Source organism: Bradyrhizobium liaoningense, assembly GCF_018130825.1.
GTDB lineage: Bacteria > Pseudomonadota > Alphaproteobacteria > Rhizobiales > Xanthobacteraceae > Bradyrhizobium > Bradyrhizobium liaoningense_B.
This window is the reverse complement of sequence record NZ_JAFCJS010000001.1, coordinates 1330796-1356654: the sequence shown is the minus strand read 5'-3', so window position 1 is coordinate 1356654 and position 25859 is coordinate 1330796. Positions and strand designations below refer to the sequence as shown.

Here is a 25859-nt window from a genome sequence, read left to right as displayed (position 1 = left end):
CAGATCACGTCGATCGTCATATTATATTTGTCAGATGTCTCGGCCTCCGGCAAGCTCCGGCCAGAACCAATAAGAATAGCTCCGGGAGTGTCGCGGCATGGATCTGCCGAACAGGATCGTCATCACCGAGGAGGGACCGCGTGAAGGCTTTCAGATCGAGCCAGGGCCGATCGCGACCGCGGACAAGATCGCCTTGATCGATGCGCTCTCGGCGACCGGTCTCTCGCGCATCCAGGTCGCGTCCTTTGTCAATCCCAAGCACGTGCCGGGCTGGGCTGACGCCGAGCAGGTCGTTGCGGGATTCACCCCCCGCGCAGGTGTCGAGTACACGGCGCTGTGGTTCAACGACAGCGGTTTGCAGCGCGCCTTGGCGTTCAAGGACAAGCTCACGCTCGCGGGGTTCATCTCGCTGAGCGCCTCCGAGCCGTTCGCGCTTCGCAACCTCAACCGCGATCGCGCCGGGCAGATCGAGGCGATGCGAAACTATGTGCGCGCGCACCGGCAGGCGGGCGTGCCGATTGCCAAGGTCATCGTCATGGCCGCGTTCGGCTGCAACTTTGGCGGAGACGTGCCGGCGGCGCGGGTTGTCGAGACCGTGACCGACGGGCTCTCGATCGCGCGCGAAGCAGGGATCGAGGTGCGCGAGGTGTCTCTCGCGGATTCGATGGGATGGGCCACACCGCAGCGGGTCGCCGCGGCCGTCGGGGCCGTCCGCGACCGCTGGAGCGATCTGCGGATCGCGCTGCATCTGCACGACACCCGCGGCCAGGGCATCGCCTGCGCCTATGAGGGGCTGCGACTTGGCGTCACCGCGTTCGATGCCGCAGTGGCCGGGCTCGGCGGTTGTCCGTTCGCGGGACAGCCGGGGGCGCCCGGCAACATCGCCACTGAAGAGCTGGCGCTGCTGTGCGAGGAAATGGGCATCGCAACCGGCCTCGACATCGAGGCGCTGATCGAGGCCGGACGACTTGCCGAGCGGATCGTCGGACACCGCCTGCCAAGCGCCGCGCTGCGATCCGGCACGCTCGCCGCCATGCGGCGGAGGGCCAGCTCATGAGCTCCGCAAAACCGCTCGCCGGACTGAAGGTGCTGGATTTCGGCCATACCATCATGGGCCCGTGCGCGGGCGTTCTGTTCGCCGATCTCGGCGCCGACGTCGTGAAGATCGAGCCGGCCGACGGCGATCCGACCCGCCGGTTGCCGGGCTTCGCAGCCGGATTCTTCGCGACCTACAACCGCAACAAGCGCTCCATCGCGATCGATCTGAAGCGGCCGGAGGGGCAGGCGATCGTGCATCGGCTGGTGAAGGATGCCGATGTCGTGCTGGAGAACTTTGGACCCGGGACGATCGAGCGGCTGAACTGCGGCTGGGACGATCTGCGCAAGATCAACCCGCGGCTCGTGTACCTCTCGATGAAGGGGTTCCTGAAAGGCCCCTACGAGAACCGGGGCGCACTCGACGAAGTGGTGCAGATGCAATCCGGCCTTGCCTACATGACGGGGCCGCCCGGCCGGCCGCTGCGCGCAGGCGCGCCCGTGATCGACATCCTCGGCGGCGTCTTCGGCGTCGTGGCAGCCTTGTCGGCGCTGCGCGAACGCGACGTCACGGGCGTCGGACAGAAGGTCTCGAGCTCGCTGTTCGAAAGCGCGACCTTCATGCTCGGCGCGCTCGTCGTCGGCAGTGCCGTGATCGGCGGTCCGATGCCGCCGATGCCGGCCCGCAAGAATGCCTGGGGCGTGTACGACGTCTTCACCGCATCGGATGGCGGCCAGGTCTTCATCGGGTGCACCTCCGACGGGCACTGGCAACGCTTCTGCGACGCGTTCGGCTTCGACGACTGGCGCGACGATCCGCGGCTCCTCGGCAACGCCAATCGATGCGAGGCGCGCGATTGGATGCTTCCCGAGCTGGAGCGGCGGATCACGCGGCTGCGGCTCGATGAGATTCTTGCCAACTGCGAAACGGCCCGCGTGGCGTATTCGCGGGTCGGGCGGCCGGATGAGCTGTCGGTCGATCCGCATCTGCTGGCCAATGGCGGACTGCTGGCAACGGCCATTGCCGGCTTTGGTGGCGGACCGCTGGTCGGAATTCCGGCGCTGCCCGTCGAGTTCGGCGACGCGCGCGACCGGCCGGGCCTCGAGCGCCAGCCGCCTCGCGTCGGCGAGCACACCGACGACATCCTCGGCGCGGCCGGATATTCGGCGCGCGAGATCGCCGATCTGCGCGCCGCCGGCATATTGGCCGCGTCAGCGAACGTGCCTGCATAAAAAGAAGAGTGGCCGAGCCACCATCTGCAACAGGGAGGAAAGGGATGATGATGTCCCGCATGCTGCTTCAATGGAAGGTGCGTATTCCGGCAGCCACGATCGCGCTGCTTGGGCTGGTTGCGATGGCGGGGCCTGCGAGGGCGCAAGCCTATCCGGCGCGAACGATCACGATGCTGGTCGGCTATTCCGCGGGAGGCCAGGCCGACGCGCTGGCGCGGATCATCGGCAAGCAACTCGGCGACACCTTCAAGATCTCCGTCGTGATCGAGAACAAGACCGGCGCCAACGGCATGATCGCCGCGCAGGCGGCGGCGCGGGCGGAGCCGGACGGATACACGGTGCTGATGGTGACGGATGCGATGCTCACCATCGATCCGCACCTTGCATCCAGCAACCATTTCGATCTTTCGAAGGCGATGGAGCCCGTCGTCAGCGTCGCCTGGTCGCCGCTGTTGCTGGCTGCGGCCAAGGATGTGCCGGCCAATTCCGTCGCCGAGCTCGTCGCGCTCGGCAAGCAGAAGCCGCAGGCGCTGAGCTTTGGCAGCGCCGGCGCCTCGACGCCGCATCGCCTCGCCGGCGAGATGCTGCAGAAGTCCGGCGGATTCACCATGACCCACATTCCCTACAAGGGAACGGCGGCGTCGGTGAGCGACCTTCTTGCCGGGCAGATACCGCTGATCTTCGGCGCGCCGACGGCCGTGGAGCCGCTGGCGACCGCAGGCCAGATCAAGCTGCTCGGCGTCACGTCCGAGCAGCGCTATCCCCTGCTGCCGGGCGTGCCCGCCATCAGCGAGACCTATCCCGGCTTCAAGATCATCAGCTATATCGGGCTGATGCTGCCGAAGCAGACGCCGGCGCCGGTGATCGCGGCCCTCAACAAGGAGATCAACGCGATCCTTGCGACCGAGACGATGCGCACATGGCTCGACAAGCAGGGCATGGTCGCAACGGGCGGCAGCCAGGACGACTTCAGGCGCCAGATCGACATCGACTACAAGGCACGGGGCGAGCTCGTCCGTGCGCTTGGCATCACGGGCGAGTAGGGCATGCCGCGGACGCTGTTCGAGAAGATCTGGCAACCCCACACGGCGAGGACGTACGGGACGCGAGACTTGCTGACGCTGGACCGTGTCTTTCTCCACGACATGACCTCGCTGCCCGCATTCGAGACGCTGCGCGAGCGCAACCTTGCGGTGGCCGATGTCGGGCGCACCCTGGCGGTGATCGATCACACCGTTGCGACCGCGCCGGGCCGGACCGAAGAGACCTATCCCGTCATGGCGCCGACGGTGCGTTCGTTCCGGCGCGAGGTGACCGAACGCGGCATTCCCCTGATCGGGCTCGGCGATCCCGCGCAGGGCATCGTCCACGTCGTCGCTGCGGAGCAGGGCGCCGTGCTTCCGGGCATGACGGCGGTTTGCGGCGATAGCCACACCTGCACCAACGGCGCGCTCGGGGCGATCGCGTTCGGGATCGGCAGCACGGAGATCGCGCATGCGCTGGCCTATCAGGCGCTCTGGCTGCCACGGCCGAAATCACTGCGTGTGACCGTGAACGGCGTTCTCGATTCCTGGGTCAGCGGGAAGGACATTGCGCTGGCGATCATCTCGCGTTTCTCGACGGATGGCGGCACCGGCTGCGCTGTCGAATATGCCGGCAGCGCCATCCGCGCCCTCTCGGTCGAGGAGCGGATGACGCTCTGCAATCTCTCCATCGAATTCGGCGCGCGGGTCGGGCTGGTCGCGCCCGACGATGCGGTCTTCTCCTACCTCGAAGGACGTCCACGAACGCCGAAGGGGGCCGCGTTCGATGCCGCGATTTCCGCCTGGCGCGATCTTGCGAGCGATAACGAGGCGCATTTCGACAAGGAGTATTCCATCGACGCGCGTTCGATCGCCCCCATGGTGAGCTGGGGCACCAGCCCGGAAGATGCAATCCCCGTCGACGGCGCCGTCCCTGATCCCGGGACGGCGAGGGACCGCTCGCAGCGCTCCCGATGGGAGCGGGCGCTGGTCTACGCCAACCTCGAGGCGGGCAAGCCCATCCTGGGAACACCGATCGACGTCGCCTTCATCGGCTCCTGCACCAACGCCCGGCTGTCCGATCTTCGTGCCGCCGCGCGTGTCGTCGATGGGCGCAAGGTCGCGCCGGCCGTGCGCGCGCTGGTGGTCCCGGGGTCATCCGGCGTGAAACGGCAGGCCGAGGCCGAGGGCCTCGACAGGATATTCCGCAAGGCAGGCTTCGAATGGCACGAGTCCGCGTGCTCGCTCTGCGCGGCGCTCGGGCCCGATGTCGTCGGCCGCGGCAAGCGCTGTGCCTCCACCTCCAACCGGAATTTTGAGAACCGGCAGGGCCCGGGATCGATCACGCATCTGATGAGCCCGCCGATGGTTGCTGCCGCGGCGGTCAACGGTGCGATCACGGATGTCAGGACCTTGGCAAGGACCTTGGCATGACGGGCAAGCTCACCGGCCTTGAAGGCGTTGCCGTTCCGCTGCTGTGGGACAATGTCGACACCGACGCGCTTGTCCCGGCGGCACCGCACAAGCGGATCAATGGCGGCGGCCGGGATCGGTTGCGCGAAATCCTCTTCCACGAATTCCGCTTCGACGCTGCTGGGCAGCTCAAGCCGGATTTCGTGTTGAACGAGGTGCAATTCGCGCAAGGGCCGATCCTGCTTGCCGGCGAGAATTTTGGCTGCGGCTCCTCGCGCGAAGTCGCCGTATGGGCTCTGCTGGACTACGGCTTCCGTGCAGTCATTGCCAGGAGCTTTGCCGAGATCTTCGAGCAGAGCGCCTACAAGAACCATCTGTTGCCGGCGACCGTCGATGCCCCGACCCATGCCCGCATCGTGAGCGCGTTGAGCCGCCCCCGGCCGCCGCAAATGTCGATCGACCTCCTCGCGCGTCGCATCGCAATCGACGACCAGAGCATTGGGTCATTCAGCGCAGACGAGATGGGTCTGGAGATGATCGTCCAGGGCGTGGATGAATTCGCGCTGACCGCGCAGTACATCCCGGACATCGCGGCGACGCAGCGTCGCCTGACCGAAGCCTGTCCATGGCTCGCGGGGTGAAGCGGAGCGTGCGGACGGGAAGGCAGCGCGCGGCAGATATCGGTTTCATCACCGAGTGAGGCGCGGATCCCGGCAACGTTCAGGCAAGTGCAGCAATATCCGTAAACATTTTCGCCAACATCTCGCGGCTGTTCGGGCATAGGACGCGCCGGGATTTTACGGATCAGGATTGACACATGCTATTGAAGTCTTTGGCGGCGCGCACCATTGGCGCCGCCTGCCTCGTGCTCGCCGGCATCAATCCGCTGCGCGCCGAGCCGGTGTTCGACAATCTGGGCGGCACATGGTCGGGCACCGGCACGATGAAGCCGTCGGACGGCCCGCGCGAGAAGGTCCGTTGCAAGGTGGCGTACAACATCACGCGGCCCGGACGTTCCGTGAGCCTCGACCTGCGCTGTGCCAGTGACGCGTACAAGATGGTCTTGTCTGCGAATATCGAGCAGAGCGGGACCGATCTCTCGGGCAACTGGTTCGAGAGCGAATACCGTCAGGGCGGCAAGGTCTACGGCACCAACAAGGACGGTTTGATCGAGGCGCGCATTGAAGGAAACACCGTCGCTGCGCTCGTGACGATCCAGACCAAAGCCAATCATCAATCGTTCCTGATGGAAGCGCCGGGCTCCTGGATGTCGGAGGTCGCGATCGAACTGAACAAGGAGACGAAGTGACCGCGAGCGCGTTACGAGCCCTCGGAGGTTTGCTCGTCGCCGCATTCTCTCTTGCCTGGATATCCCAACCTCTTGCGCAAATGCCCCCGGCGGGCACGAGCCCGCCCCGCGCCGATCCCTTTCCCGACGGGCCGCCGATCTGGGACTATGACCATGACGGCACCTACACCTGCGAGGAATGGAAGAGATATATGGACCAGCTGTTCCGGCTTGCCGACCGGAACCGCGACGGGTTTTTGGATGCGGCGGAATTCCCCGCCATCGGATCTCGAACACCGCGCGCAATCTCGACATCGACACGAATGTCTACACCGGCGTCCAGGGTCCGGTGCGCAGCAACGAGACCCTGATCGAGATGATCTACGAGGCGCATATCAAGCCGGGCTGGCTGATCGCGCCTTACTTCCAGTACGTGTTCCGTCCTTCGGGCGGCGTCCCGAACCCGAACGATCCGATAGGCGTTTCGCGGATCGGTGACGCCGCAGTGTTCGGCGTCACCACCACGATCCGGTATTAGGCCATCGCTGGCTTCGGCTCGGCCTTCGGCTGCCGCGACAGCGCCAGCACAATCAGCGCGGCGAACACGCAGAGCGCCCCCGCAATGAAGAAGGCGGGCAGATAGCTCTGATAGACCGTCCGCGAGAAGCCGGCGCCGAACGCGGCCGCGCCGGCGCCGAGCTGGTGGCCGGCGAAGATCCAGCCGAACACGAGGTTGGCGCGCTCGGGTCCGAACTTCTGCGCGGTGAGGCGCACCGTCGGCGGCACCGTCGCGATCCAGTCGAGCCCGTAGAACATCGCGAAGATCGAGAGCCCATAGAACGAGAAATCGCTGAAGGGCAGGAAGATCAGCGAGAGCCCGCGCAGGCCGTAGTACCAGAACAAGAGCCAGCGATTGTCGTAGCGGTCCGACAGCCAGCCCGACATGATGGTGCCGAAGAAGTCGAAGATGCCCATCGCGGCCAGCAGGCTCGCGGCCTGTACCTGCGGGATCCCGAAATCGAGGCACATCGGGATCAGGTGTACCTGCACGAGGCCGTTGGTCGAGGCGCCGCAGACGAAGAAGGTCGCAAACAGGATCCAGAACGCGGTCGACTTCGAGGCGTCACGCAGCGTGCCGAGCGCCACCGCCGTGATCGAGCCGTGGCTCACCGGCGGGGCGGGCAGGGGCTCGGTGCCCTCGTCGCCGAAGGGGCGCAGGCCGACATCGCTCGGCCGGTCGCGCATCGCGAGCAGCACGGCCAGCGCGGAGACACCGAGCATGATGCAGACGAAGCCGAGCGCCAGCCGCCAGCCGAAACGTTCGGTGAGGCTGGCCAGCAGCGGCAGGAACACGAGCTGGCCGGTGGCGACGCTCGCGGTCATGATGCCGACGACGAGGCCGCGCCGGGCCGCGAACCAGCGCGTCGCGATAGTCGCGCCCAGCACCAGCGCGGTCATGCCGGTGCCGATGCCGATCACGACGCCCCACAGCGCGATGAGCTGCCAGATCTCGGTCATGCCGAGCGAGAGCACCAGCGCCGAGACCACGATGAGCTGCGCCGTCAGCGTGACGTTGCGCAGGCCGTAGCGGTTGAGCAGGGCGGCGGCGAACGGCGCCATCAGCCCGAACAGGATGAAGCGGATCGATAGCGCGGAGGAAATCTGCGCCGTGCTCCAGCCGAACTCCTTCTGCAGGGGAACGATGAACACGCCGGGCGCGCCGACCGTGCCGGCGCTGATCAGCGCGGCGAGGAAGGTTACGCCGACCATCACCCAGCCATAATGGATATTGCGGCGGGACAGTGCTGCCGCGAGCCAGTTCGAAATCATTGGGCCTCGATCGTGTTGGCGAGCCCCACGGGACCCGCGTCATCCTTGTTATCTGGCACAGTTGACGGAAGTCTGAAATGACAGAGTTCCCTCAATTTCGGACATTGGCGCTAATGCGCCAGACGCTCCACCGCGATCGCCGTGGCTTCGCCGCCGCCGATGCAGAGCGCCGCGATGCCGCGCCTGAGGTTTTGCGTTTCCAGCGCATGCAGCAGCGTCACGATCAGCCGCGCGCCGGTGGCGCCGATGGGATGGCCGAGCGCGCAAGCGCCGCCGTTGACGTTCAGCTTGTCCCGGGGAATGCCGAGGTCGCGTTGCGCAGCCATCGCCACCACGGCAAAAGCCTCGTTGATCTCGAACAGGTCGACATCATCAGCGCTCCAGCCGACCTTGTCCAGCAGCTTGCGGATCGCCGGGATCGGCGCCGTCGTGAACCATTGCGGCTCCTGGCTGTGGGTGGCGTGGCCCTTGATCTCCGCCAGCACGGGCAGACCGCTCCGATCGGCAAGCGAGCGCTTCGTCAGCACCAGCGCGGCGGCGCCGTCGGCATTGGCGGAGGAGGCCGCCGGGGTGATCGTGCCGTTGGCGCGGAACGCCGGCTTCAGCCCGGGGATCTTTGCGGGGTCGACCTTCAGCGGATGCTCGTCGTTGGCGATGATGCGCGGGCCGGCCTTCTCGGTCAGCGTGATCGGCGCGATCTCGGCCTTGAACGCGCCGCCCTCGACCGCCTTGCGCGCGCGGCTCAGCGTTTCCATCGCATAGGCGTCCTGGTCCTTGCGGGTGAACTGATAGGCCTCCGCGGTCGCTTCGCCGAAATCGCCCATCGAGCGGCCGGTCTCATAGGCGTCTTCCAGACCGTCCATCATCATGTGATCGATGATGCGGTCGTGGCCCACGCGATAGCCGCCGCGCGCCTTGGCCAGCAGATAGGGCGCGTTGCTCATGCTCTCCATGCCGCCGGAAACGACGATCTCGGCCGAGCCGGCACGGATGATGTCGTGCGCCAGCATGGTCGCCTTCATGCCGGAGCCGCAGACCTTGTTGACCGTGGTGGCGCCAGTGGCGTCTGGCAGTCCGGCGCTACGTGCGGCCTGGCGCGCCGGCGCCTGGCCTAGTCCGGCCGGCAGCACGCATCCCATGAAGACCTCGTCCACCTTCTCGGGTGCGAGTGTTGCGCGTTCCAGCGCCGCGCCGATCACGTGCGAGCCAAGCTTGTGTGCGGGGAGCGGCGACAATTCGCCCATGAAGCGGCCGAGCGGGGTGCGGGCGGCGGAGACGATGACGACGGGATCGGCGGCTTCGGCCATGACGGGGCTCCCTGGCGATGACGGGTAAGATTATGGTCATCATATGATGCGGCGCAAAAAATGCAACTGCGGCTGGGATGAGAAAATCTTGCGGTTCGCATGAGATTTGGTCGTGCGATTGGGGGAGGTGCTGCCCACAGCACACTGTCATCGCCCGCGAAGGCGGGCGATCCAGTATTCCAGAGACGGCTGTGATTGAGCCGAGAGGCCGCGGCGTACTGGATGCCCCGGTCAAGCCGGGGCATGACACCTTTGGAGTGGAGAGAGCCTAACTCAGCTAGCGCTCCTACCGCTTCCGGTTGACAAACGCCTGCATCAGCCGCGTCGGCTCGTCCGTCAGGAACGACTCGCCGAACACTTTCACGCTCAAATTCACCGACTCCGTCAGCGGCAGCTCCTCCCATTGGCGGAGCAGGGCCTTCTGCGAGCGCAGCGCCTCGGGGCCGCATTCGAGCAGCGCGGTCACGAGATGCTCGATCTCCGCATCAAGGCCACCCTCGGGGGCGACCTTGTCGACCAGCCCCCAGGCCAGCGCGGTGGCTGCGTCGATGTTCTCCGCCGTCATCACCAGCCAGCGCGCGCGAGCCGAGCCGATCAGGCGCGGCAGCAGCGCGGCGTGGATCACCGAGGGGATGCCGACGCGGACCTCCGGCATGCCGAAATGGGCATCATGCGCAGCGATGCGGAAATCGCAGGCGGCTGCGACCTCCAGCCCGCCGCCGAGGCACCAGCCGGGCATGCGCGCGATCACCGGCGCCGGGAACTGGCGCACGGCCTCGCAGAGATCGCGCAGGCGGCTGATGAAGGCTTCGGCCGATTTTTGATCGAGCTTCGCCATCTCCTTGATGTCGGCGCCGCCGATCATGCTCTTCTCGCTCTGGCCGCGCAGCACCACGACGCGGATGCTGCGATCGGCCGCTAGCTTCCGCAGACCTTCGCGCACCGCGTCGGTCACGGGCGAGCCCAGGATATTCAGCGCGCCGGCGTTGCAGATCGCGACATGAACGACGCCGCGCGCATCGCGCGTCACGCCGCAGTGGTTATTGAGCATTTCCATCGTTGAGTCTCGAAGGTTTCGTGGACGGGCGCGAGGCGCGCCGGTCGACGTTACTTCCGAGCCGAAACGTCCTGCTTGTCAAGCGGGTGGGGGCGGAGAGTTGCCAGGGTGAAGTCCGTGGCATAGTATGATATAGATCATACAAAGAGGCGCCCCCATGACCGACAACGATCAACTCGACCTGTTTTCGCCCGCGCAGCGGCGCGAGCGCGTGGTGGACTGGCAGGTCCCTGCGCCGGTCGCGAAAGTGGCCATGGGCCTGTCAGGCATGGACGCCATGCTGGGCATCCGCGACGGCCGGCTGCCGCCGCCGCCCTTCGCCAAGCTGATCGGTTTCACCATGGCGGTGGTCGAGCCGGGCCGGATCGTCATGGAACTGGAGCCGCGCGAGGATCTCGAAAACACCATCGGCCTGCTGCACGGCGCGACCGCCGCGGCGCTTATCGACACGGCCATGGGCTGCGCGATTTCGACGCGGCTGGAGGCGGGGCAGTCGTCCGTGACCCTCGACCTGAAAATGACCTTCCTGCGCCCGCTGTCGGTGCGTTCCGGGCTGATCTCGGCCGAAGGCAAGATCATCAAGCTGGGACGCCAGACCAGCTATACCGAGGGTTTCGTTCGCGACGGCAAGGGTGCGCTCGCGGTCCATGCAACTGCAACCTTTTCCATGATCGGCAATGTCTGAACATGAATTAATTCACCGCCTGGTCCATTTCTGTGTTATGAGATGATCTTCGACATTCAATGAGACGTCCATGCGCTATTCCCGGGAACACAAGCAGGAAACCCACGACCGGATCGTGAAGAAGGCCTCGGTGCGGCTGCGCGAAAAGGGCGCGCACGGAATCGGCGTCGCCGACCTCATGAAGGAGGCGGGCCTGACCCATGGCGGTTTCTATGCGCATTTCGATTCCCGCGAGGCGCTGGTGATCGAGGCCTTTGCCTACGCCATGGACCGCTCGATGGACCATTGGCGCAAGATCACCGGCGAGGCCTCGCCCGAGAAGCGGCTGGCGCTGATCACGGAGGCCTATCTCTCGACGCTGCACCGCGACAATCCCGGCCATGGCTGCTCGATCCCTGCGCTCGGTGCCGAGATCGCCCGCGAGAGCCCGAAGACGCGAAAGGCGTTTGCCGGCAAGCTCGACGAGATGATCGAGATGATGACCGATTACATCCCGAACGTGCCGCGCAAGGCCGCTCGCAAGCAGGCGATCGCGACGCTCGCGACGATGGCCGGCACCATGCTGCTGGCGCGCATCGCCGGCTCCAGCGAATTGTCGGACGAGGTGCTGAAGGCGGGCAAGGACAGCGCGCTGGGCGGCGCCAAGCGCGAGCCTGCGAAGGCTGCACCGGCGAAGAAGAAGCAGAATTAGGCGAGATGCCGTTGAATGCGTAGGGTGGGTTAGCCGAAGGCGTAACCCACCACTTCTGTCGTCGCGGCATGAACGATGGTGGGTTACGCTTCGCTAACCCACCCTACGAGGTCCGCCCCGCAAACAGCGCCCGGTCCCGCTCCACGATTTCGGAGATGTAATCCGCCACGGCCCTGATCCGCGCCAGGTCCTTGCTGTCGGCGTGCATCAGCATCCAGAACGTCCGCGTGATCGAGATCTCGTCCGGCAGCACGGCCACCAGTTGCGGATAATCGCTCGCCATGAAATGCGGCAGCACGGCGATGCCGAAACCGGAGAGGGTGGCGTTGAGCTGCGCGATCAGATTGGCGCTGCGAAAGCGCGCGGAGATCCGCGGCGACACCTGCGGCAGATAGTCGAGTTCCGGCGTGAACAAGAGCTCCTCGATGTAGCCGACGAAGCGGTGCTGCACCAAATCCTGCCGTGAGGCGATTTTTGGGAAGCGGTCGAGATAGGCGGGGGCGGCATAGAGGCCGAGGCGGTAGTCGAGCAGCTTGCGGCCGACGATGCGGCCTTCCTTCGGCATGGTCAGGCTGATCGCGATGTCGGCCTCGCGCTTGGAGAGGCTGAACAGCCGCGCGGTAGCCACAAGTTGCAGATCGAGGTCGGGATAGCGGTCGGCGAACGGCGCCAGCCGCGGTGCCAGGAACGCGGTGCCGAAGCCATCAGGGGCGCCGATCCGCACCGTCCCGGTCAGCCGGGCCACGGAGCCGCCGACCTGCTCCTGGTTGGCGACGATGGTCGATTCCATGGCTTCGGCGCTGTCGGCGACGCGCTGGCCGGCCTCGGTGAGGAGGTAGCCGGTCTTGCGTCGGTCAAACAGCTTGGCCGAGAGGTGCTTTTCCAGCCGGTCGACGCGGCGGATCACGGTGGCATGGTCGACGCCGAGCTGTTTTGCCGCAGCCGACACCGAGCCGCCCCGCACGATGGCCAGCACGAAGCGAAAGTCGTCCCAGTCGATGTGACCTTGATCCAGCATTTTCGCACATCTATGGTGCATTATCTCAGACTTGAATCCTATAAAATGCAGGTCAATAGGATTTGTCAAAGCGACCACGCTCGGCCTGAAGGAGACCATCCCATGCGTTCAATCGGACATTTCATCGGTGGCAAGGAGGTCAAGGGCACCTCTGGCCGCACCGCCGACGTTTTCGAGCCGATGACCGGCGACGTGCAGGCCAAGGTGGCGCTGGCGTCCAAGGCCGAGGTCCGGGCCGCCGTCGAGAACGCGCGCGCCGCGCAGCCCGAATGGGCCGCGACCAACCCGCAGCGCCGCGCCCGCGTGATGATGAAGTTCGTCGAGCTGGTGCAGCGCGACTACGACAAGCTCGCCGAGCTGCTGGCGCGCGAGCACGGCAAGACCGTGCCTGACGCCAAGGGCGACATTCAGCGCGGCCTCGAGGTCGCCGAGTTCGCCTGCGGCATCCCGCATCTGATGAAGGGCGAGTACACCGAGGGCGCCGGCCCCGGCATCGACATCTATTCGATGCGCCAGCCGCTCGGCGTCGTCGCCGGCATCACGCCGTTCAACTTCCCGGCGATGATCCCGATGTGGAAGTTCGCGCCCGCGATCGCCTGCGGCAATGCCTTCATCCTCAAGCCGTCGGAGCGCGATCCCGGCGTGCCGATGCTGCTCGCCGAGCTCATGATGGAAGCGGGCCTGCCGGCCGGCATCCTCAACGTCGTCAATGGCGACAAGGAAGCCGTCGACGCCATCCTCGACGATCCCGATGTCAAGGCCGTCGGCTTCGTCGGCTCGACGCCGATCGCGCAGTACATCTATGAGCGCGCGGCCCAGACCGGCAAGCGCTGCCAATGCTTCGGCGGCGCCAAGAACCACGCCATCGTCATGCCCGACGCCGACATGGACCAGGCCGTCGACGCGCTGATCGGCGCCGGCTATGGCTCGGCCGGCGAGCGCTGCATGGCGGTCTCCGTTGCCGTTCCCGTTGGCAAGTCCACCGCCGACCGCCTCATGGAAAAGCTGATCCCGCGCGTCGAGAGCCTCAAGATCGGCACCTCGATCGATCCGTCGGCCGATTACGGTCCGCTGGTGACCCGCGAGGCGGTCGAGAAGGTCAAGAGCTACATCGACATCGGCATCAAGGAAGGCGCAACCCTCGCCGTCGACGGCCGCGGCTTCAAGATGCAGGGCTACGAGAAGGGCTTCTATCTCGGCGGTTCGCTGTTCGACAACGTCACCAAGGACATGCGGATCTACAAGGAAGAGATCTTTGGCCCGGTGCTTTCGGTCGTGCGCGCGCACGATTACAAGGAAGCGCTGGCGCTGCCGTCGGACCATGACTACGGCAACGGCGTTGCCATCTTCACCCGCGACGGCGACGCCGCCCGCGACTTCGCGGCCAAGGTCAACGTCGGCATGGTCGGCATCAACGTGCCGATCCCGGTGCCGATCGCCTATTACACCTTCGGCGGCTGGAAGAAGTCGGGCTTCGGCGATCTCAACCAGCACGGTCCGGATTCGGTCCGTTTCTACACCAAGACCAAGACGGTGACCTCGCGCTGGCCGTCCGGCGTCAAGGAAGGTGCGGAGTTCTCGATCCCGCTGATGAAGTAGGGCTGTTGCCCAGCCCGTCATTGCGAGCGTAGCGAAGCAATCCAGTATCTTTCCGCAGAGACAGTCCGGATTGCTTCGTCGCTTCGCTCCTCGCAATGACGAGGAAGGTGAGGAGCCCAGCATGCAGTTCGCTCTGAACGAGGATCAGGTCGCGGTTCGCGACATGGCGTTGGCGTTTGCGGCGGAGAAGATCGCGCCGCACGCGTTGCGCTGGGACGAGGAGAAGCATTTCCCCGTCGACGTCATGCGCGAGGCGGCGACGCTCGGCATGGGCGGCATCTACATCCGCGAGGATGTCGGCGGCTCGGCCATGACGCGGTTCGATGCGGCGCTGATTTTTGAAGCGCTGGCGACGGGCTGCCCGACCACCTCGGCCTTCATCTCCATTCACAACATGGCGAGCTGGATGATCGATGCCTTCGGCAGCGACACCCAGCGCCATCAATGGCTGCCAAAACTCTGCACCATGGAGCTGATCGCAAGCTACTGTCTGACCGAGCCGGGCGCGGGCTCGGACGCGGCGGCCCTGCGCACCCGCGCGGTGCGGGACGGCGACCATTACCTCCTCAACGGCCAGAAGCAGTTCATCTCCGGCGCCGGCGGCACGGATCTCTTGGTGGCGATGGTGCGGACCGGCGGCGATGGTCCGGGCGGCATCTCGACCCTTGTCATCGATGGCAAGACGCCTGGCGTTTCCTTTGGCGCCAACGAGCGCAAGATGGGCTGGAACGCGCAGCCGACCCGCGCTGTGATGTTCGAGAACGCCCGCGTGCCTGTCGCCAATCGCTTGAGCGAGGAGGGCGCAGGCTTCAAGATTGCGATGGCCGGCCTCGACGGCGGTCGCCTCAACATCACGGCGTGCTCGCTCGGCGGCGCGCAGACCGCGCTCGACAAGGCGCGCGCCTACATGAAGGAGCGCAAGGCCTTTGGAAAACGGCTCGACGAATTCCAGGCGCTGCAATTCAAGCTTGCCGACATGGCGATCGAGCTCGAGGCCGCACGCACCTTCCTGTGGCGGGCTGCGGCGGCGCTCGACCGCAAGGACCCCGACGCCACCATGCTGTGCGCGATGGCAAAACGCTTCGGCACCGATGTCGGCTTCGAGGTCGCCAACCATGCGCTGCAGCTTCACGGCGGCTACGGCTACCTCAGCGAATACGGCATCGAGAAGATCGTGCGCGATCTGCGCGTGCACCAGATCCTCGAAGGCACCAATGAAATCATGCGGCTCATCGTGGCGCGCAAACTGATCGAGGGCGCGCGATGAGTGGAGTGGAAGAGGGTGATCTGGTCGCCCGCGTCGAGGGCGCCGCCGGCATCATCCGGCTCAACCGTCCCAAGGCGATAAATGCCGTGACGCTGGAGATGTTTCGCGACATCGAAAAGGCGCTCGACCGCTTCGAGTCCGATCGCGCAGTCGCTGTGATCGTGCTGGAAGGCGCCGGCGAACGCGGCCTGTGTGCCGGCGGTGACATCCGCACGCTCTGGGAAAGCTCCAAGGTTAACGGTGATCTCGGCAAGATTTTGTGGCGCGAGGAGTACATCCTCAATGCCCGGATCAAGAAGTTCCCAAAGCCCTATGTGGCCTTCATGGACGGCATTGTGATGGGCGGCGGCGTCGGGCTCTCCGCGCATGCCAGTCATCGCGTGGTAACCGACCGCACGAAACTCGCGATGCCCGAGGTCGGGCTCGGCTTCTTCCCCGACGTCGGCGGCACTTTTCTGCTGTCGCATTCGCCGGGCGAGATCGGCACCTATTTTGGTCTGACCGGCCAGACCATGAACGGACCGGACGCGATCCACGCGAAGTTTGCCGATTGGGTTGTACCGTCCGCGAGACTCCCGGAGCTGCGCGAGGCGCTGACGAAGCTGCGCTCCGGTGCGACGGCCGCCGAGGTCGGAAAGCTCATCGGCAGCTTTGCAACCGGCGAGACCGCAGGGCCGGTCGCGGCGAAGGAGCCGGCGATCGATGCGCTGTTCGGCTTCGACCGCATGGAGGACATCGTCGCGGCGCTGAAGCGCGACGGTTCCGAGTTCGCACAGGCGACGCTGAAGACGCTCAACGAAAAATCGCCGCGTGGCATGGTGGTGACGCTGAAACTGCTGCGGCTCGCGCGCACATCGTCGAGCCTGGAGGAGTGCCTGGCGCGCGAATACCGCGCCGCGCTGGAGGTCTTCCGCAGCGACGATTTCCGCGAGGGCGTGCGCGCCGCCGTGATCGACAAGGACCGCAATCCGACCTGGTCGCCGCCGCGCATCGAGGATGTGACGTCGGACATGCTTGCGCCGTATCTCGCCGAGATCGGCACTGATGAGCTGAAGTTCAACTAATCAACGCTACAGCGGAGGGAACGACAATGGCCACGATCGCATTCATCGGCCTCGGCAACATGGGCGGCCCGATGGCCGCCAACCTCGTCAAGGCCGGCCACAAGGTGGTGGCGTTCGACCTCGTCGAAGCCTCGCGCGCGCAAGCCAAGGCCGATGGCGCCGGCATCGCCGACAGCGCCGCGGGTGCGGTGAAGGGCGCGGATGTCGTCGTCACCATGCTGCCGGCCGGCAAGCACGTGCTCGGCGTCTGGAACGAGGTCGTTCCTGCCATGGCCAAGGGCGCGCTGATCATTGACAGCTCCACCATCGACGTCGAAAGCGCGCGTCAGGCGCATGCCCTGGCCGCCAACAGCGGCGTGCTTTCGGTCGATGCGCCGGTCTCCGGCGGCACCGGTGGCGCCAAGGGCGCGACGCTCACCTTCATGTGCGGCGGCGACGACAAGGCGTTTGCGGTGGCAAAGCCCGTGCTCGAAAACATGGGCAAGAAGATCGTGCATTGCGGTGGCGCCGGCGCCGGCCAGGCAGCCAAGATCTGCAACAACATGATCCTTGGCATTTCGATGATCGCGGTGAGCGAGGCCTTCGCGCTCGGCGAGAAGCTCGGGCTCTCGCACCAGGCGCTGTTCGACGTCGCCTCGACCTCGTCGGGGCAGTGCTGGTCGCTGACGACCTATTGTCCGGTTCCCGGCCCGGTGCCGACCTCGCCGGCCAACAACGATTACAAGCCGGGCTTTGCCTCGGCGCTGATGGTGAAGGACCTGACGCTGGCGCAGGACGCCGCCAAGGCCGCGGGCGCGGCCACGCCGCTCGGCAAGCATGCGCAGGAGATCTATCAATCTTTCGACGCAGCCGGGCAGGGCGGGGTGGATTTTTCCGGAATTATCAAGCACGTTAGAGCACTGGCCGGAAAATAGCCTTCGCTTGGTGCCCGGATGAAGCGAAGCGAAATCCGGGACAGCTCTTTCAATTGGCGCGACCGGCCCCGGATTGCGCTTCGCTCCATCCGGGCTACGCTCGAACGTCAATCGACGGGCCCGGACACAATGACGACATTTCAGGACGCGCGCGCGTTTCTGCTGGCCAACCGCACGGACTACGAGACCGCGGTCAAAGACTTCCGCTGGCCCGATCCGGTTCCCTTCAACTGGGCGCTCGACTGGTTCGACGCTGAGCTCGCGACCAATGCGGAAAGCAAGGATCGGCCCGCACTCTGGATCGTCGATGCCGCGCAGGACAGGCAGACAAAGCTGTCCTTCGCGGCGCTCTCGAAGCGCTCGAACCAGGTCGCAAACTTCCTCCGCGCGCAGGGTTTGAGGCGCGGCGATCATCTCCTGCTGCTGCTCGGCAATGTGGTTCCGCTGTGGGAGACGATGCTGGCGGCGATGAAGCTTGGCGTCGTGGTGATCCCCGCCACAACGCTGCTCACCGCCGACGAGCTGCATGACCGGCTCGATCGCGGCAAGGCGAGGGCGGTGGTCGCGGCGCAGGATCAGGTCGCAAAATTCGCGAGCTTAGGTGCCGAGAATGTCGTCCGCATCGTGGTCGGCGCGCCTTCCGATGGTTGGCTTGCGTATGACGAAGCGGCAAAGGCTTCCGAAAGCTTTGCGCCCGACGGTGCGACCAACGCCGACGACCCGATGCTGCTCTACTTCACCTCGGGCACCACGGCAAAACCAAAGCTCGTTCGGCACAGCCAGCGCAGCTACCCCGTCGGCCATCTCTCGACGATGTACTGGATCGGCCTGAAGCCCGGCGACGTCCATCTCAACATCTCCTCGCCTGGCTGGGCCAAGCATGCCTGGAGCTGCTTCTTCGCGCCGTGGAATGCCGGTGCGACCGTGTTCGTGGTCAACCAGCCGCGCTTCGACGCCAAGGCGCTGCTCGCCACGATCGGCCGCTGCGGTGTCACCACGTTGTGCGCGCCGCCGACGGTGTGGCGGCTGTTCATCCAGGAGAACCTTGCTTCGTTCAAGGTGGCCCTTCGCGAGGTCTGCGGCGCCGGCGAGCCGCTCAATCCGGAAGTGATCGACCAGGTGCAGGCCGCCTGGGGCCTCACCATCCGCGACGGCTACGGCCAGACCGAGACCACGGCACTGGCCGGCAACTCGCCCGGGCAGACAATCAAGATCGGCTCGATGGGCCGGCCGCTGCCCGGCTATCGCGTGCAGGTCAGCGATGCCGATGGCAATCCCGCGAAGGAGGGCGAGGTGACGCTGGTGCTGGGCGATGACCGTCCTGCTGGCCTGATGCAGGGCTATCAGGGCGACGACGGCAAGCTGTCCGGCGCCGAAGGCGTGCTCTATCGCAGCGGCGACGTCGTGTTTGCGGACGAGGACGGCTATCTCACCTTCGTCGGCCGCTCCGACGACGTGTTCAAATCCTCGGACTACCGCATCAGCCCGTTCGAGCTGGAGAGCGTGCTGCTCGAGCATGAACTCGTTGCCGAAGCCGCGGTGGTGCCGAGCCCGGACCCGATCCGGCTCGCGATCCCCAAGGCGTTCGTGCTGCTGACGTCGGACGCGGAGCGGACGCCGGAGACCGCGCTGTCGATCTTCAAGCACCTGCACACGCGCCTTGCGCCGTTCAAGCGCATCCGCCGCCTCGAAATCGTCACCGAACTGCCGAAGACGATCTCTGGCAAAATCCGCCGCGTGCAGCTACGACGGCTCGAACGCGACGATGATCGGGGCGATCCCTTGCGCGGCCGGGAATTCCGCGAGGAGGATTTTCCGGAGTTGCCGAAAACACGGAGTGAGACCTAAGTGAACGAAGTCTGGAAGAAGCCGCCGATTGCGCTCGAGGCCTATCAGGCCATGGTTGGCAAGGAGATCGGCGTGTCGTCGTGGCACCTGATCGACCAGCCCCGTATCGACACCTATGCCGACGTGATCGAGGATCACCAGTTCATCCATGTCGATCCGGAACGTGCGAAGAAGGAAACCGCCTTCGGCACCACCATCGCGCACGGTTTTCTCACGATGTCGCTGCTGTCGATCATGTCCTATGAGGTGATGCCTGTGATCGCCGGCACCACGATGGGCGTCAATTACGGCTTCGACAAGCTGCGCTTCATCTCGCCGGTCCGTTCGGGCAAGCGCGTCCGCGGCCGCTTCGTGCTGGCGGAAGCCAAGCTCCGCAAGCCCAACGAGCTGCAGTCCCGCACCAACGTCACGGTGGAGATCGAGGGCGAGGACAAGCCCGCGCTGGTCGCCGACTGGCTCGGGTTGATCTATTTCGCCTGACCTGAGGCGTCGTTGCCGGGCTTGACCCGGCAACCCATCGCTGCTCAAAAGCTGACCAAATCGCGCTCGGTGCACCCTCTCTCCTTGTGGGAGAGGGTGGCTTCGCGGAACGCGAGGCCGGGTGAGGGGTATCTCTCCACGAACTCGGCTGCCGAGATATGCCCCTCATCCGGCGCGCGTTGCGCGCCACCTTCTCCCACAAGGGGAGAAGGAAGAAAGGAAACACTCATGGCAATCAGGTTCGACGGACGCGTCGCCATCGTCACCGGCGCAGGCAATGGTCTCGGACGCGCGCATGCGCTGGGGCTGGCGAGCCGCGGCGCCAAGGTCGTGGTCAACGATTTCGGCGGCGCGCGCGACGGCACCGGCGGCTCGCTGTCGCCGGCGGAAGCCGTGGTCGAGGAGATCCGTAAAGCCGGCGGCATCGCGATGGCCGACGGCGCCGACGTCTCCAATTTCGAGCAGGTCACCGCCATGGTCGAGCGCGCCACCAAGGAGTGGGGCAGCGTCGATCTGATGTGCGCCAATGCCGGCATTTTGCGCGACAAGTCGTTCGGCAAGATGGAAGCGGCCGATTTCCAGAAGGTGCTGGACGTGCATCTCGTCGGCACCTTCTATTGCTGCAAGGCCGCCTGGGCCGGCATGCGCGACCGCAACTACGGCCGCATCGTGCTGACGACCTCGTCCTCCGGCCTCTACGGCAATTTCGGCCAGGCCAATTACGGCGCGGCGAAATCGGGCATGGTCGGCCTGATGAACGTGCTCGCCGAGGAAGGCCGCAAGACCAACATCCGCGTCAACATCATCTCGCCGACCGCGGCGACCCGCATGACCGAAGAGCTGCTGCCGCCGCAGGCGCTGCAGTTGATGAAGCCGAACGCGATCACGCCCGCGGTCGAGTACATGCTGAGCGAGGACGCGCCGACCCGCACCATCATGGGCGCCGGCGCCGGCTCCTTCGCCGTGATCAAGATCGTGGAGAGCGAAGGCATCAACCTGCCGGAGCCCGAATGGACGCCCGACGCGATCGCCGCCCACTTCGCCGAGATCAGCGACATGTCGAAGGCGAGGGCGCTGCAGGGCGCGTTCGAGCAGACGCAGAAATATGTGGCGCAAGCCGCAGCGCGGGCGGGGATCAAGCTCTGACTGACGTTGCCGTCATCGGTGCCGGTCCCGCCGGGCTGATGGCGGCGGAGGTGCTGGCGCAAGGCGGTGCCCGCGTCACCGTCTATGACGCCATGCCGTCCGCGGGCCGCAAATTTTTGATGGCGGGCCGCGGCGGCCTCAACCTCACCCACACCGAGCCGCTGCCGGATTTCCTCGCCCGCTACCGTGAGGCGATGCCGCATTTGCGCGCCGCGGTCGAAGCGTTTCCGCCCGATGCGCTGCGTGACTGGAGTGCGGCACTTGGGCAGTTGACCTTCGTCGGCAGCAGCGGGCGCGTGTTTCCAAAAACGTTCAAGGCCTCGCCATTGCTCCGCGCCTGGTTGCGGCGGCTGGATGCGGCCGGCGTGCAATTCGCTTTTCGGCATCGCTGGACCGGATGGGACGGGCAGGGGCGGCTGCAGTTTCAAACCCCCAACGGCACGCTCGCCTTCGCCGCGGACGCAACCGTGCTCGCGCTCGGCGGCGCAAGCTGGCCGCGACTGGGCTCGGATGGCGGCTGGGTCGACATTCTCGCTGCCAAGGGCATTGCCGTCTCGAAGCTTCGACCGGCCAATTCCGGCTTCACGGTCGCATGGTCCGATGTGTTCCGAGACCGTTTCGAGGGCCAGCCGCTCAAGGGCGTGGCGCTGACGATCGGCGCGCACACGGTGCGCGGCGAAGCCATGATCACCCGCAGCGGCCTAGAAGGTGGCGCGATTTATGCGCTGTCGGCGGAGCTGCGTGAGACGGTGCTGGGTCTTGGACAGGCGACGCTGATGATCGCCTTGCGGCCTGATCTCGATACGGCCGCGCTGACCGAGCGCCTGTTAGGCACGCGCGGCAAGCAATCGCTCGCAAACTTCCTGCGGAAGGCCGCGCAATTGTCGCCGGTCGGCATCGGCCTGATGCAGGAGGCGGCGATTGCATCGGGCCGGCCGCTGGCCTCGTTCTCGCCGGCCGAGCTCGCGCGGCTTATCAACGCCATGCCGCTTCAGCTCACCGGAGTAGCTCCGATCGATCGTGCGATCTCGACGGCGGGCGGGATCACCTTCGACGAGTTCGACGACCGCCTCATGCTGCGCAAATTGCCCGGCGTGTTCGCAGCTGGCGAGATGCTGGATTGGGAGGCCCCGACCGGCGGATATCTGCTGCAGGCCTCGTTCGCGACGGGGGCGGCCGCGGGCAGGGGCGTGCTAGCGTGGCTGAAGCGCTCTTAGAACGCCGCCGCCCTTCGAGGGCCGCTGAAGAAGCGGCCACCTCAGGGTGACGGCTACGAGAGAGCGCAATCGCGACGACAGATTGACGAGAGCGTCATCCTGAGGTGCTCGGCCTCCGGTGCGGCTAGCACCGGAGGCCGAGCCTCGAAGGATGCGCGGGTGCTCCGGCGCCTACCGCAGCTTCCCGCGTGCCGCCACCGGCAGCGTGCCGATGATCTCCTCACCGCGGACCATCACCACCTCGTCCATCATGTTGACGACGACGCAGACGTGGTTCGGCACGATGCGGACGACATCGCCGACATTCGGCCTTGTGTTGCTGCGGGAGAGGTCGAGGAAGCCGTGCTCCTCGGCGAATTTTGCGATCTTGGCTTCGGGATGCTCCAGGATCAGGCCGTGGCCGTCGAGCCCGCCGGTGTCCGTGGTCAGCGTCTTCGAGCCGGCGTCGAGAATGCCGCGCTCGGGCGCGGCGCGGCTCACCACCGTCGAATAGATATGCAGCGCGCAGTCGTCCCAGGTGGCGGAGCCGGCTGCGACCTGCATGCGGTCGTTGTAGATGTAGGTGCCGAAACGGTGCTCGGTGCCGCCCTTGAGCTTGCCGATGTTGACGAGGTTCGGCGTGCCGCCGGTCGAGACGATTTTTGCGTCGAGCCCGTGCGCGCGCACGCCGGCCAGCGCTTCGTCGTAGAACTTCTGCGCATCGGCCCAGCCGGTCTCGGTCGGATACAGCATGAAGCCGGCGAACTGCAGTCCCTTGGACGTCGCGATCTCGCGCGCCAGCGCGATCGCCTCGGCCGGCGTCTCGACACCCGCGCGCTTGCGGCCGGTGTCGCACTCGACCACGACCGAGAGCGGACGGCCGGACGCAGCGGCGGCCTTGGGCAGGCCGGCGACGACGGTCGAGTTATCGGCGGCCACCGTCATGTTCGCCTTTGCCTGCAACGCACCGAGCCGCGCCATCTTCTCGTCGCCGAGGAGATTGTAGCTGATCAGGATGTCGTCGATGCCGGCATTGGCCATGATCTCGGCCTCGCCGAGCTTCTGGCAGGTGATGCCCCTGGCGCCGGCCGCGACCTGCATCTTGGCAATCGTCGGGTTCTTGTGCGTCTTGATGTGCGGGCGATTGGCGATGCCGGCGTCGTCGCAGGCCTTCTGGATCCGCGCGATGTTGCGCTCGACCCGGTCCATGTCGATGACGGCGCAGGGCGTGCCGTATTCGCGGGCGATTCTTGCGGCGAGGGGAGTGGTCATATGATCTCTCTATTTCCGGACCCGTAGGATGGGTAGAGCGAAGCGAAACCCATCAGAACCAATTTCCGTTGCGCGATGGGTTTCGCTGCGCTCTACCCATCCTACGAATTCATGCCTGTTCAATCTCTTCGCGAAGCATTTCGAGTTCGAGCCAGCGCTCTTCGGCGGCGGAGAGTTCCTCGTGCGCCTTGGCGATGGCAGCGGACGTATCGTCGAATTTCTTGCGGTCTTTGGCGTAGAGGTTGGGATCGTCGAGCACGCGCTGCAATTTTGCAATATCGGCGTGAAGCGTTTCCATCTTCTTCGGCAGCGTTTCCAGTGCATGCTTCTCGTTGAAGCTGAGCTTCCGCTTCGGCGCCGACGACGGAGCAGCGGCGCGCTCCTCTTTCTTCTCCGCAGGAGCTTGCGCCTTCGTGGTCTCGCGCTTCAGATCCGCGCCGCGCTGCGCCAGCATGTCGCTATAGCCGCCGGCATATTCGATCCACTTGCCGTTGCCTTCAGGCGCGATCACGGAGGTGACGACGCGGTCGAGGAAATCGCGGTCGTGGCTGATCAGGATGACGGTGCCCTCGTAGTCGCCGAGCATCTCCTCGAGCACGTCGAGCGTCTCCAGGTCGAGATCATTGGTCGGCTCGTCCAGCACCAGCAGGTTCGACGGCTTCGCCAGCGCGCGCGCCAGCATCAGCCGGCCGCGCTCGCCGCCGGAGAGCACCTCCACCGGCGTGCCGCGCTGCTCCTGGGCGAACAGGAAGTCCTTCATGTAGCCGACCACGTGCTTCGGCTTGCCGCCGACCATGATCTGATCGCCACGGCCGCCGGTCAGCGCCTCGGCCAGCGTCGACTTGGGATCGAGGCTTTCGCGGTGCTGGTCGAGCGTGGCTGTCTCCAGATTGGCACCAAGCCGCACCGTGCCGGAATCGGGCTCCGTGCCGCCGATGAGCAGATTGACCAGCGTGGTCTTGCCGGCGCCGTTCGGGCCGATGATGCCGAGCCGGTCGCCGCGCTGGATACGCGTCGAGAAATTCTCGACGATCTTTCTCTCGCCATAGGCCTTGGTGATGCCCTTGGCCTCGATCACCAGCTTGCCGGATTGCTCGGCTTCCGCCGCCGCGAGACTGGCGGTGCCGGCGGTGCCGCGATAGTTGCGGCGCTGGTCGCGTAGCGCGTGCAGATTGGCGAGGCGCTTGACGTTGCGCTTGCGCCGGCCCGAGACGCCGTGGCGGAGCCAGTGCTCCTCGTCGACGATCTTGCGGTCGAGCTTGTGCTGGTCGCGCTCTTCTTCCGCGAGCACCTCGTCGCGCCAAGCCTCGAACGAGGCGAAGCCGCGGTCGATCTGCTTGATCTTGCCGCGGTCGAGCCATGCCGTCGCGCGCGAGAGATTGGTGAGGAAGCGGCGGTCATGGCTGATGATCACCAGCGCGCCGCGGCGGCTGTCGAGCTCCTGCTCCAGCCACTCGATGGTGGAGAGGTCGAGATGGTTGGTGGGCTCGTCCAGCAGCAATATGTCGGGTGAGGGCGCCAGCACGCAGGCGAGCGCGGCGCGACGCGCCTCGCCGCCGGAAAGATTATGCGGGTTCTCATCGCCGGTGAGACCAAGCTGCTCGAGAAGGTAGCGCGCCTGGTGATGGTCGTCACCCGGCGCGAGCCCGGACTCGACATAGGCGAGCGTGGTCTTGTGGTCGCCGAAGTCCGGCTCCTGCGGCAAATAGCGGACGGTCGCGCCCGGCTGCACGAAGCGCGTTCCGCTGTCGGGCTCGACAAGGCCCGCCGCGATTCTGAGCAGCGTCGACTTGCCCGAGCCGTTGCGGCCGATCAGGCAGACGCGCTCGCCTGGCGCGACGTTGAGCTCGACGCCCGACAGCAGCGGCGTGCCGCCAAAAGTCAGCCTGATGTCTTTCAGTTGGATCAGCGGCGGCGCCATGATCAGCCTTGACTCAAATTCTGGCTCGTTGCGGCTTGATCGGCGCGGCGGCGCTGGATCCGGCGCAGCGTCTGGTCGAGCGCCGAGAGGAAGGTGGAGCGGTCGCGCGGCGCGAACGAGCGCGGACCGCCCGTGACTTCGCCTGCCGAGCGCAAATCCGTCATCAGGTTGCGCACCGCCAGCGTCATGCCAATCGACTCCTCCGTGAACGGTTTTCCGTTCGGGGCGATGACATCGGCGCCAGCCTTCACGCAGCGGCTTGCGAGCGGGATGTCCGCGGTGATGACGACGTCACCGTGCCGGGCCCGCTCGGCGATCCAGTCGTCGGCGGCGTCCATGCCGGCGCCCGCCGCGATGCGCTCGATCAACGGGTCCTGCGGCACGCGGATGAAATTGCCGGCGACCACGCTCACGGGCACGCCGTGCCGGATCGCGACGCGGTAGATTTCGTCCTTCACCGGACAGGCGTCGGCGTCGACATAGATGCGGGTAGGGGTCTCGGTCATTCCGCCGCGTGGTACCCCATTCGGGCCGCAAAGGCGAGGGGATTGACCGCTGTTCCCCGGTCCCTAC

General features: G+C 65.9%; 25 protein-coding genes. 18 read left to right on the top strand and 7 right to left on the bottom strand.

All coding sequences use genetic code 11. The annotated features are described in order from the left end of the window. The first annotated feature begins 97 nt into the window (after positions 1-97). The 8 genes from JQ603_RS06675 (at position 98) to JQ603_RS06645 (ending at position 6529) form a co-directional block, all read left to right on the top strand. On the top strand, positions 98-1057 hold the full coding sequence (locus JQ603_RS06675) for a hydroxymethylglutaryl-CoA lyase (RefSeq protein ID WP_212337555.1): 960 nt from the start codon (positions 98-100) through the stop codon (positions 1055-1057). Next, positions 1054-2268, top strand: a complete 1215-nt coding sequence (locus JQ603_RS06670) for a CaiB/BaiF CoA transferase family protein (protein WP_212337552.1) — start codon at positions 1054-1056, stop codon at positions 2266-2268. The genes JQ603_RS06675 and JQ603_RS06670 overlap by 4 nt, the downstream gene beginning before the upstream one ends. A gap of 44 nt (positions 2269-2312) precedes the next feature. Further along, complete coding sequence (locus tag JQ603_RS06665; protein ID WP_212337551.1) at positions 2313-3311, top strand: Bug family tripartite tricarboxylate transporter substrate binding protein; 999 nt, start codon at positions 2313-2315, stop codon at positions 3309-3311. Positions 3312-3314: 3 nt separating this feature from the next. Then, entirely contained in the window at positions 3315-4724 is a 1410-nt protein-coding gene (leuC, locus tag JQ603_RS06660) for a 3-isopropylmalate dehydratase large subunit (protein ID WP_212337549.1), read from the top strand. Continuing rightward, entirely contained in the window at positions 4721-5344 is a 624-nt protein-coding gene (leuD, locus tag JQ603_RS06655; RefSeq protein WP_212337547.1) for a 3-isopropylmalate dehydratase small subunit, read from the top strand. Before leuC ends, leuD begins: the two co-directional genes overlap by 4 nt. Before the next feature lie 176 nt (positions 5345-5520). Then, on the top strand, positions 5521-6012 hold the full coding sequence (locus JQ603_RS06650; RefSeq protein WP_212337545.1) for a hypothetical protein: 492 nt from the start codon (positions 5521-5523) through the stop codon (positions 6010-6012). A gap of 80 nt (positions 6013-6092) precedes the next feature. Continuing rightward, positions 6093-6362, top strand: a complete 270-nt coding sequence (locus JQ603_RS38485; RefSeq protein ID WP_433996630.1) for a hypothetical protein — start codon at positions 6093-6095, stop codon at positions 6360-6362. Next, positions 6263-6529, top strand: a complete 267-nt coding sequence (locus tag JQ603_RS06645; protein ID WP_433996629.1) for a carbohydrate porin — start codon at positions 6263-6265, stop codon at positions 6527-6529. The genes JQ603_RS38485 and JQ603_RS06645 overlap by 100 nt, the downstream gene beginning before the upstream one ends. Here the strand turns inward: JQ603_RS06645 and JQ603_RS06640 are convergent. From JQ603_RS06640 to JQ603_RS06630, 3 genes are all read right to left on the bottom strand, one after another. Beyond that, entirely contained in the window at positions 6526-7821 is a 1296-nt protein-coding gene (locus JQ603_RS06640) for an MFS transporter (RefSeq protein WP_212337543.1), read from the bottom strand. The two genes, JQ603_RS06645 and JQ603_RS06640, sit on opposite strands and share 4 nt — an antisense overlap. Before the next feature lie 110 nt (positions 7822-7931). Next, a complete protein-coding gene (locus tag JQ603_RS06635) occupies positions 7932-9128 on the bottom strand; it encodes an acetyl-CoA C-acyltransferase (protein ID WP_212337541.1) in 1197 nt (398 codons plus the stop codon). Positions 9129-9414: 286 nt separating this feature from the next. Then, positions 9415-10185: an enoyl-CoA hydratase gene (locus JQ603_RS06630; protein WP_212337539.1), complete on the bottom strand. Its 771-nt coding sequence runs from the start codon at positions 10183-10185 to the stop codon at positions 9415-9417. A 157-nt stretch (positions 10186-10342) separates the two neighbouring features. On the opposite strand from JQ603_RS06630, the gene JQ603_RS06625 reads away from it, so the two are divergent. Continuing rightward, positions 10343-10870, top strand: a complete 528-nt coding sequence (locus JQ603_RS06625; RefSeq protein WP_212337537.1) for a PaaI family thioesterase — start codon at positions 10343-10345, stop codon at positions 10868-10870. 70 nt (positions 10871-10940) lie between these two features. Beyond that, positions 10941-11561, top strand: coding sequence for a TetR/AcrR family transcriptional regulator (locus JQ603_RS06620; protein ID WP_212337535.1), 621 nt, complete (start codon positions 10941-10943; stop codon positions 11559-11561). A gap of 103 nt (positions 11562-11664) precedes the next feature. Here JQ603_RS06620 and JQ603_RS06615 read toward each other — a convergent pair whose 3' ends face one another. After that, the gene (locus tag JQ603_RS06615) at positions 11665-12579 is read right to left on the bottom strand and encodes a LysR family transcriptional regulator (RefSeq protein WP_212337533.1); all 915 of its coding nucleotides are present in this window, start codon (positions 12577-12579) and stop codon (positions 11665-11667) included. A 102-nt stretch (positions 12580-12681) separates the two neighbouring features. On the opposite strand from JQ603_RS06615, the gene JQ603_RS06610 reads away from it, so the two are divergent. The 8 genes from JQ603_RS06610 (at position 12682) to JQ603_RS06575 (ending at position 22114) form a co-directional block, all read left to right on the top strand. Next, positions 12682-14178: a CoA-acylating methylmalonate-semialdehyde dehydrogenase gene (locus tag JQ603_RS06610; RefSeq protein WP_212337531.1), complete on the top strand. Its 1497-nt coding sequence runs from the start codon at positions 12682-12684 to the stop codon at positions 14176-14178. A gap of 121 nt (positions 14179-14299) precedes the next feature. Beyond that, positions 14300-15445 (top strand): isobutyryl-CoA dehydrogenase, encoded by a 1146-nt coding sequence (locus JQ603_RS06605; RefSeq protein WP_212337530.1) that lies wholly within the window; start codon positions 14300-14302, stop codon positions 15443-15445. Further along, entirely contained in the window at positions 15442-16509 is a 1068-nt protein-coding gene (locus JQ603_RS06600) for an enoyl-CoA hydratase/isomerase family protein (RefSeq protein ID WP_212337528.1), read from the top strand. The genes JQ603_RS06605 and JQ603_RS06600 overlap by 4 nt, the downstream gene beginning before the upstream one ends. Positions 16510-16535: 26 nt before the next feature. Then, positions 16536-17423 carry a 3-hydroxyisobutyrate dehydrogenase gene (gene mmsB, locus JQ603_RS06595; RefSeq protein WP_212337526.1) on the top strand — a complete coding sequence of 296 codons (888 nt, stop codon included), beginning with the start codon at positions 16536-16538 and terminating at the stop codon, positions 17421-17423. A gap of 129 nt (positions 17424-17552) precedes the next feature. Next, positions 17553-19271, top strand: coding sequence for an AMP-binding protein (locus JQ603_RS06590; RefSeq protein ID WP_212337523.1), 1719 nt, complete (start codon positions 17553-17555; stop codon positions 19269-19271). Continuing rightward, the gene (locus JQ603_RS06585) at positions 19272-19751 is read left to right on the top strand and encodes a MaoC family dehydratase (protein ID WP_027543107.1); all 480 of its coding nucleotides are present in this window, start codon (positions 19272-19274) and stop codon (positions 19749-19751) included. Between the two features lie 228 nt (positions 19752-19979). Continuing rightward, the gene (locus JQ603_RS06580; protein ID WP_212337521.1) at positions 19980-20897 is read left to right on the top strand and encodes an SDR family NAD(P)-dependent oxidoreductase; all 918 of its coding nucleotides are present in this window, start codon (positions 19980-19982) and stop codon (positions 20895-20897) included. Then, positions 20894-22114, top strand: a complete 1221-nt coding sequence (locus tag JQ603_RS06575; RefSeq protein WP_212338236.1) for an NAD(P)/FAD-dependent oxidoreductase — start codon at positions 20894-20896, stop codon at positions 22112-22114. Before JQ603_RS06580 ends, JQ603_RS06575 begins: the two co-directional genes overlap by 4 nt. Positions 22115-22285: 171 nt before the next feature. Here the strand turns inward: JQ603_RS06575 and JQ603_RS06570 are convergent, their stop codons facing one another. From JQ603_RS06570 to JQ603_RS06560, 3 genes are all read right to left on the bottom strand, one after another. Further along, complete coding sequence (locus JQ603_RS06570) at positions 22286-23365, bottom strand: D-TA family PLP-dependent enzyme (RefSeq protein WP_212337520.1); 1080 nt, start codon at positions 23363-23365, stop codon at positions 22286-22288. A gap of 109 nt (positions 23366-23474) precedes the next feature. Further along, on the bottom strand, positions 23475-25286 hold the full coding sequence (locus tag JQ603_RS06565; protein ID WP_212337518.1) for an ABC-F family ATP-binding cassette domain-containing protein: 1812 nt from the start codon (positions 25284-25286) through the stop codon (positions 23475-23477). Positions 25287-25288: 2 nt separating this feature from the next. Then, the gene (locus JQ603_RS06560; RefSeq protein WP_212337516.1) at positions 25289-25792 is read right to left on the bottom strand and encodes a YaiI/YqxD family protein; all 504 of its coding nucleotides are present in this window, start codon (positions 25790-25792) and stop codon (positions 25289-25291) included. Between the last annotated feature and the right edge of the window lie 67 nt (positions 25793-25859).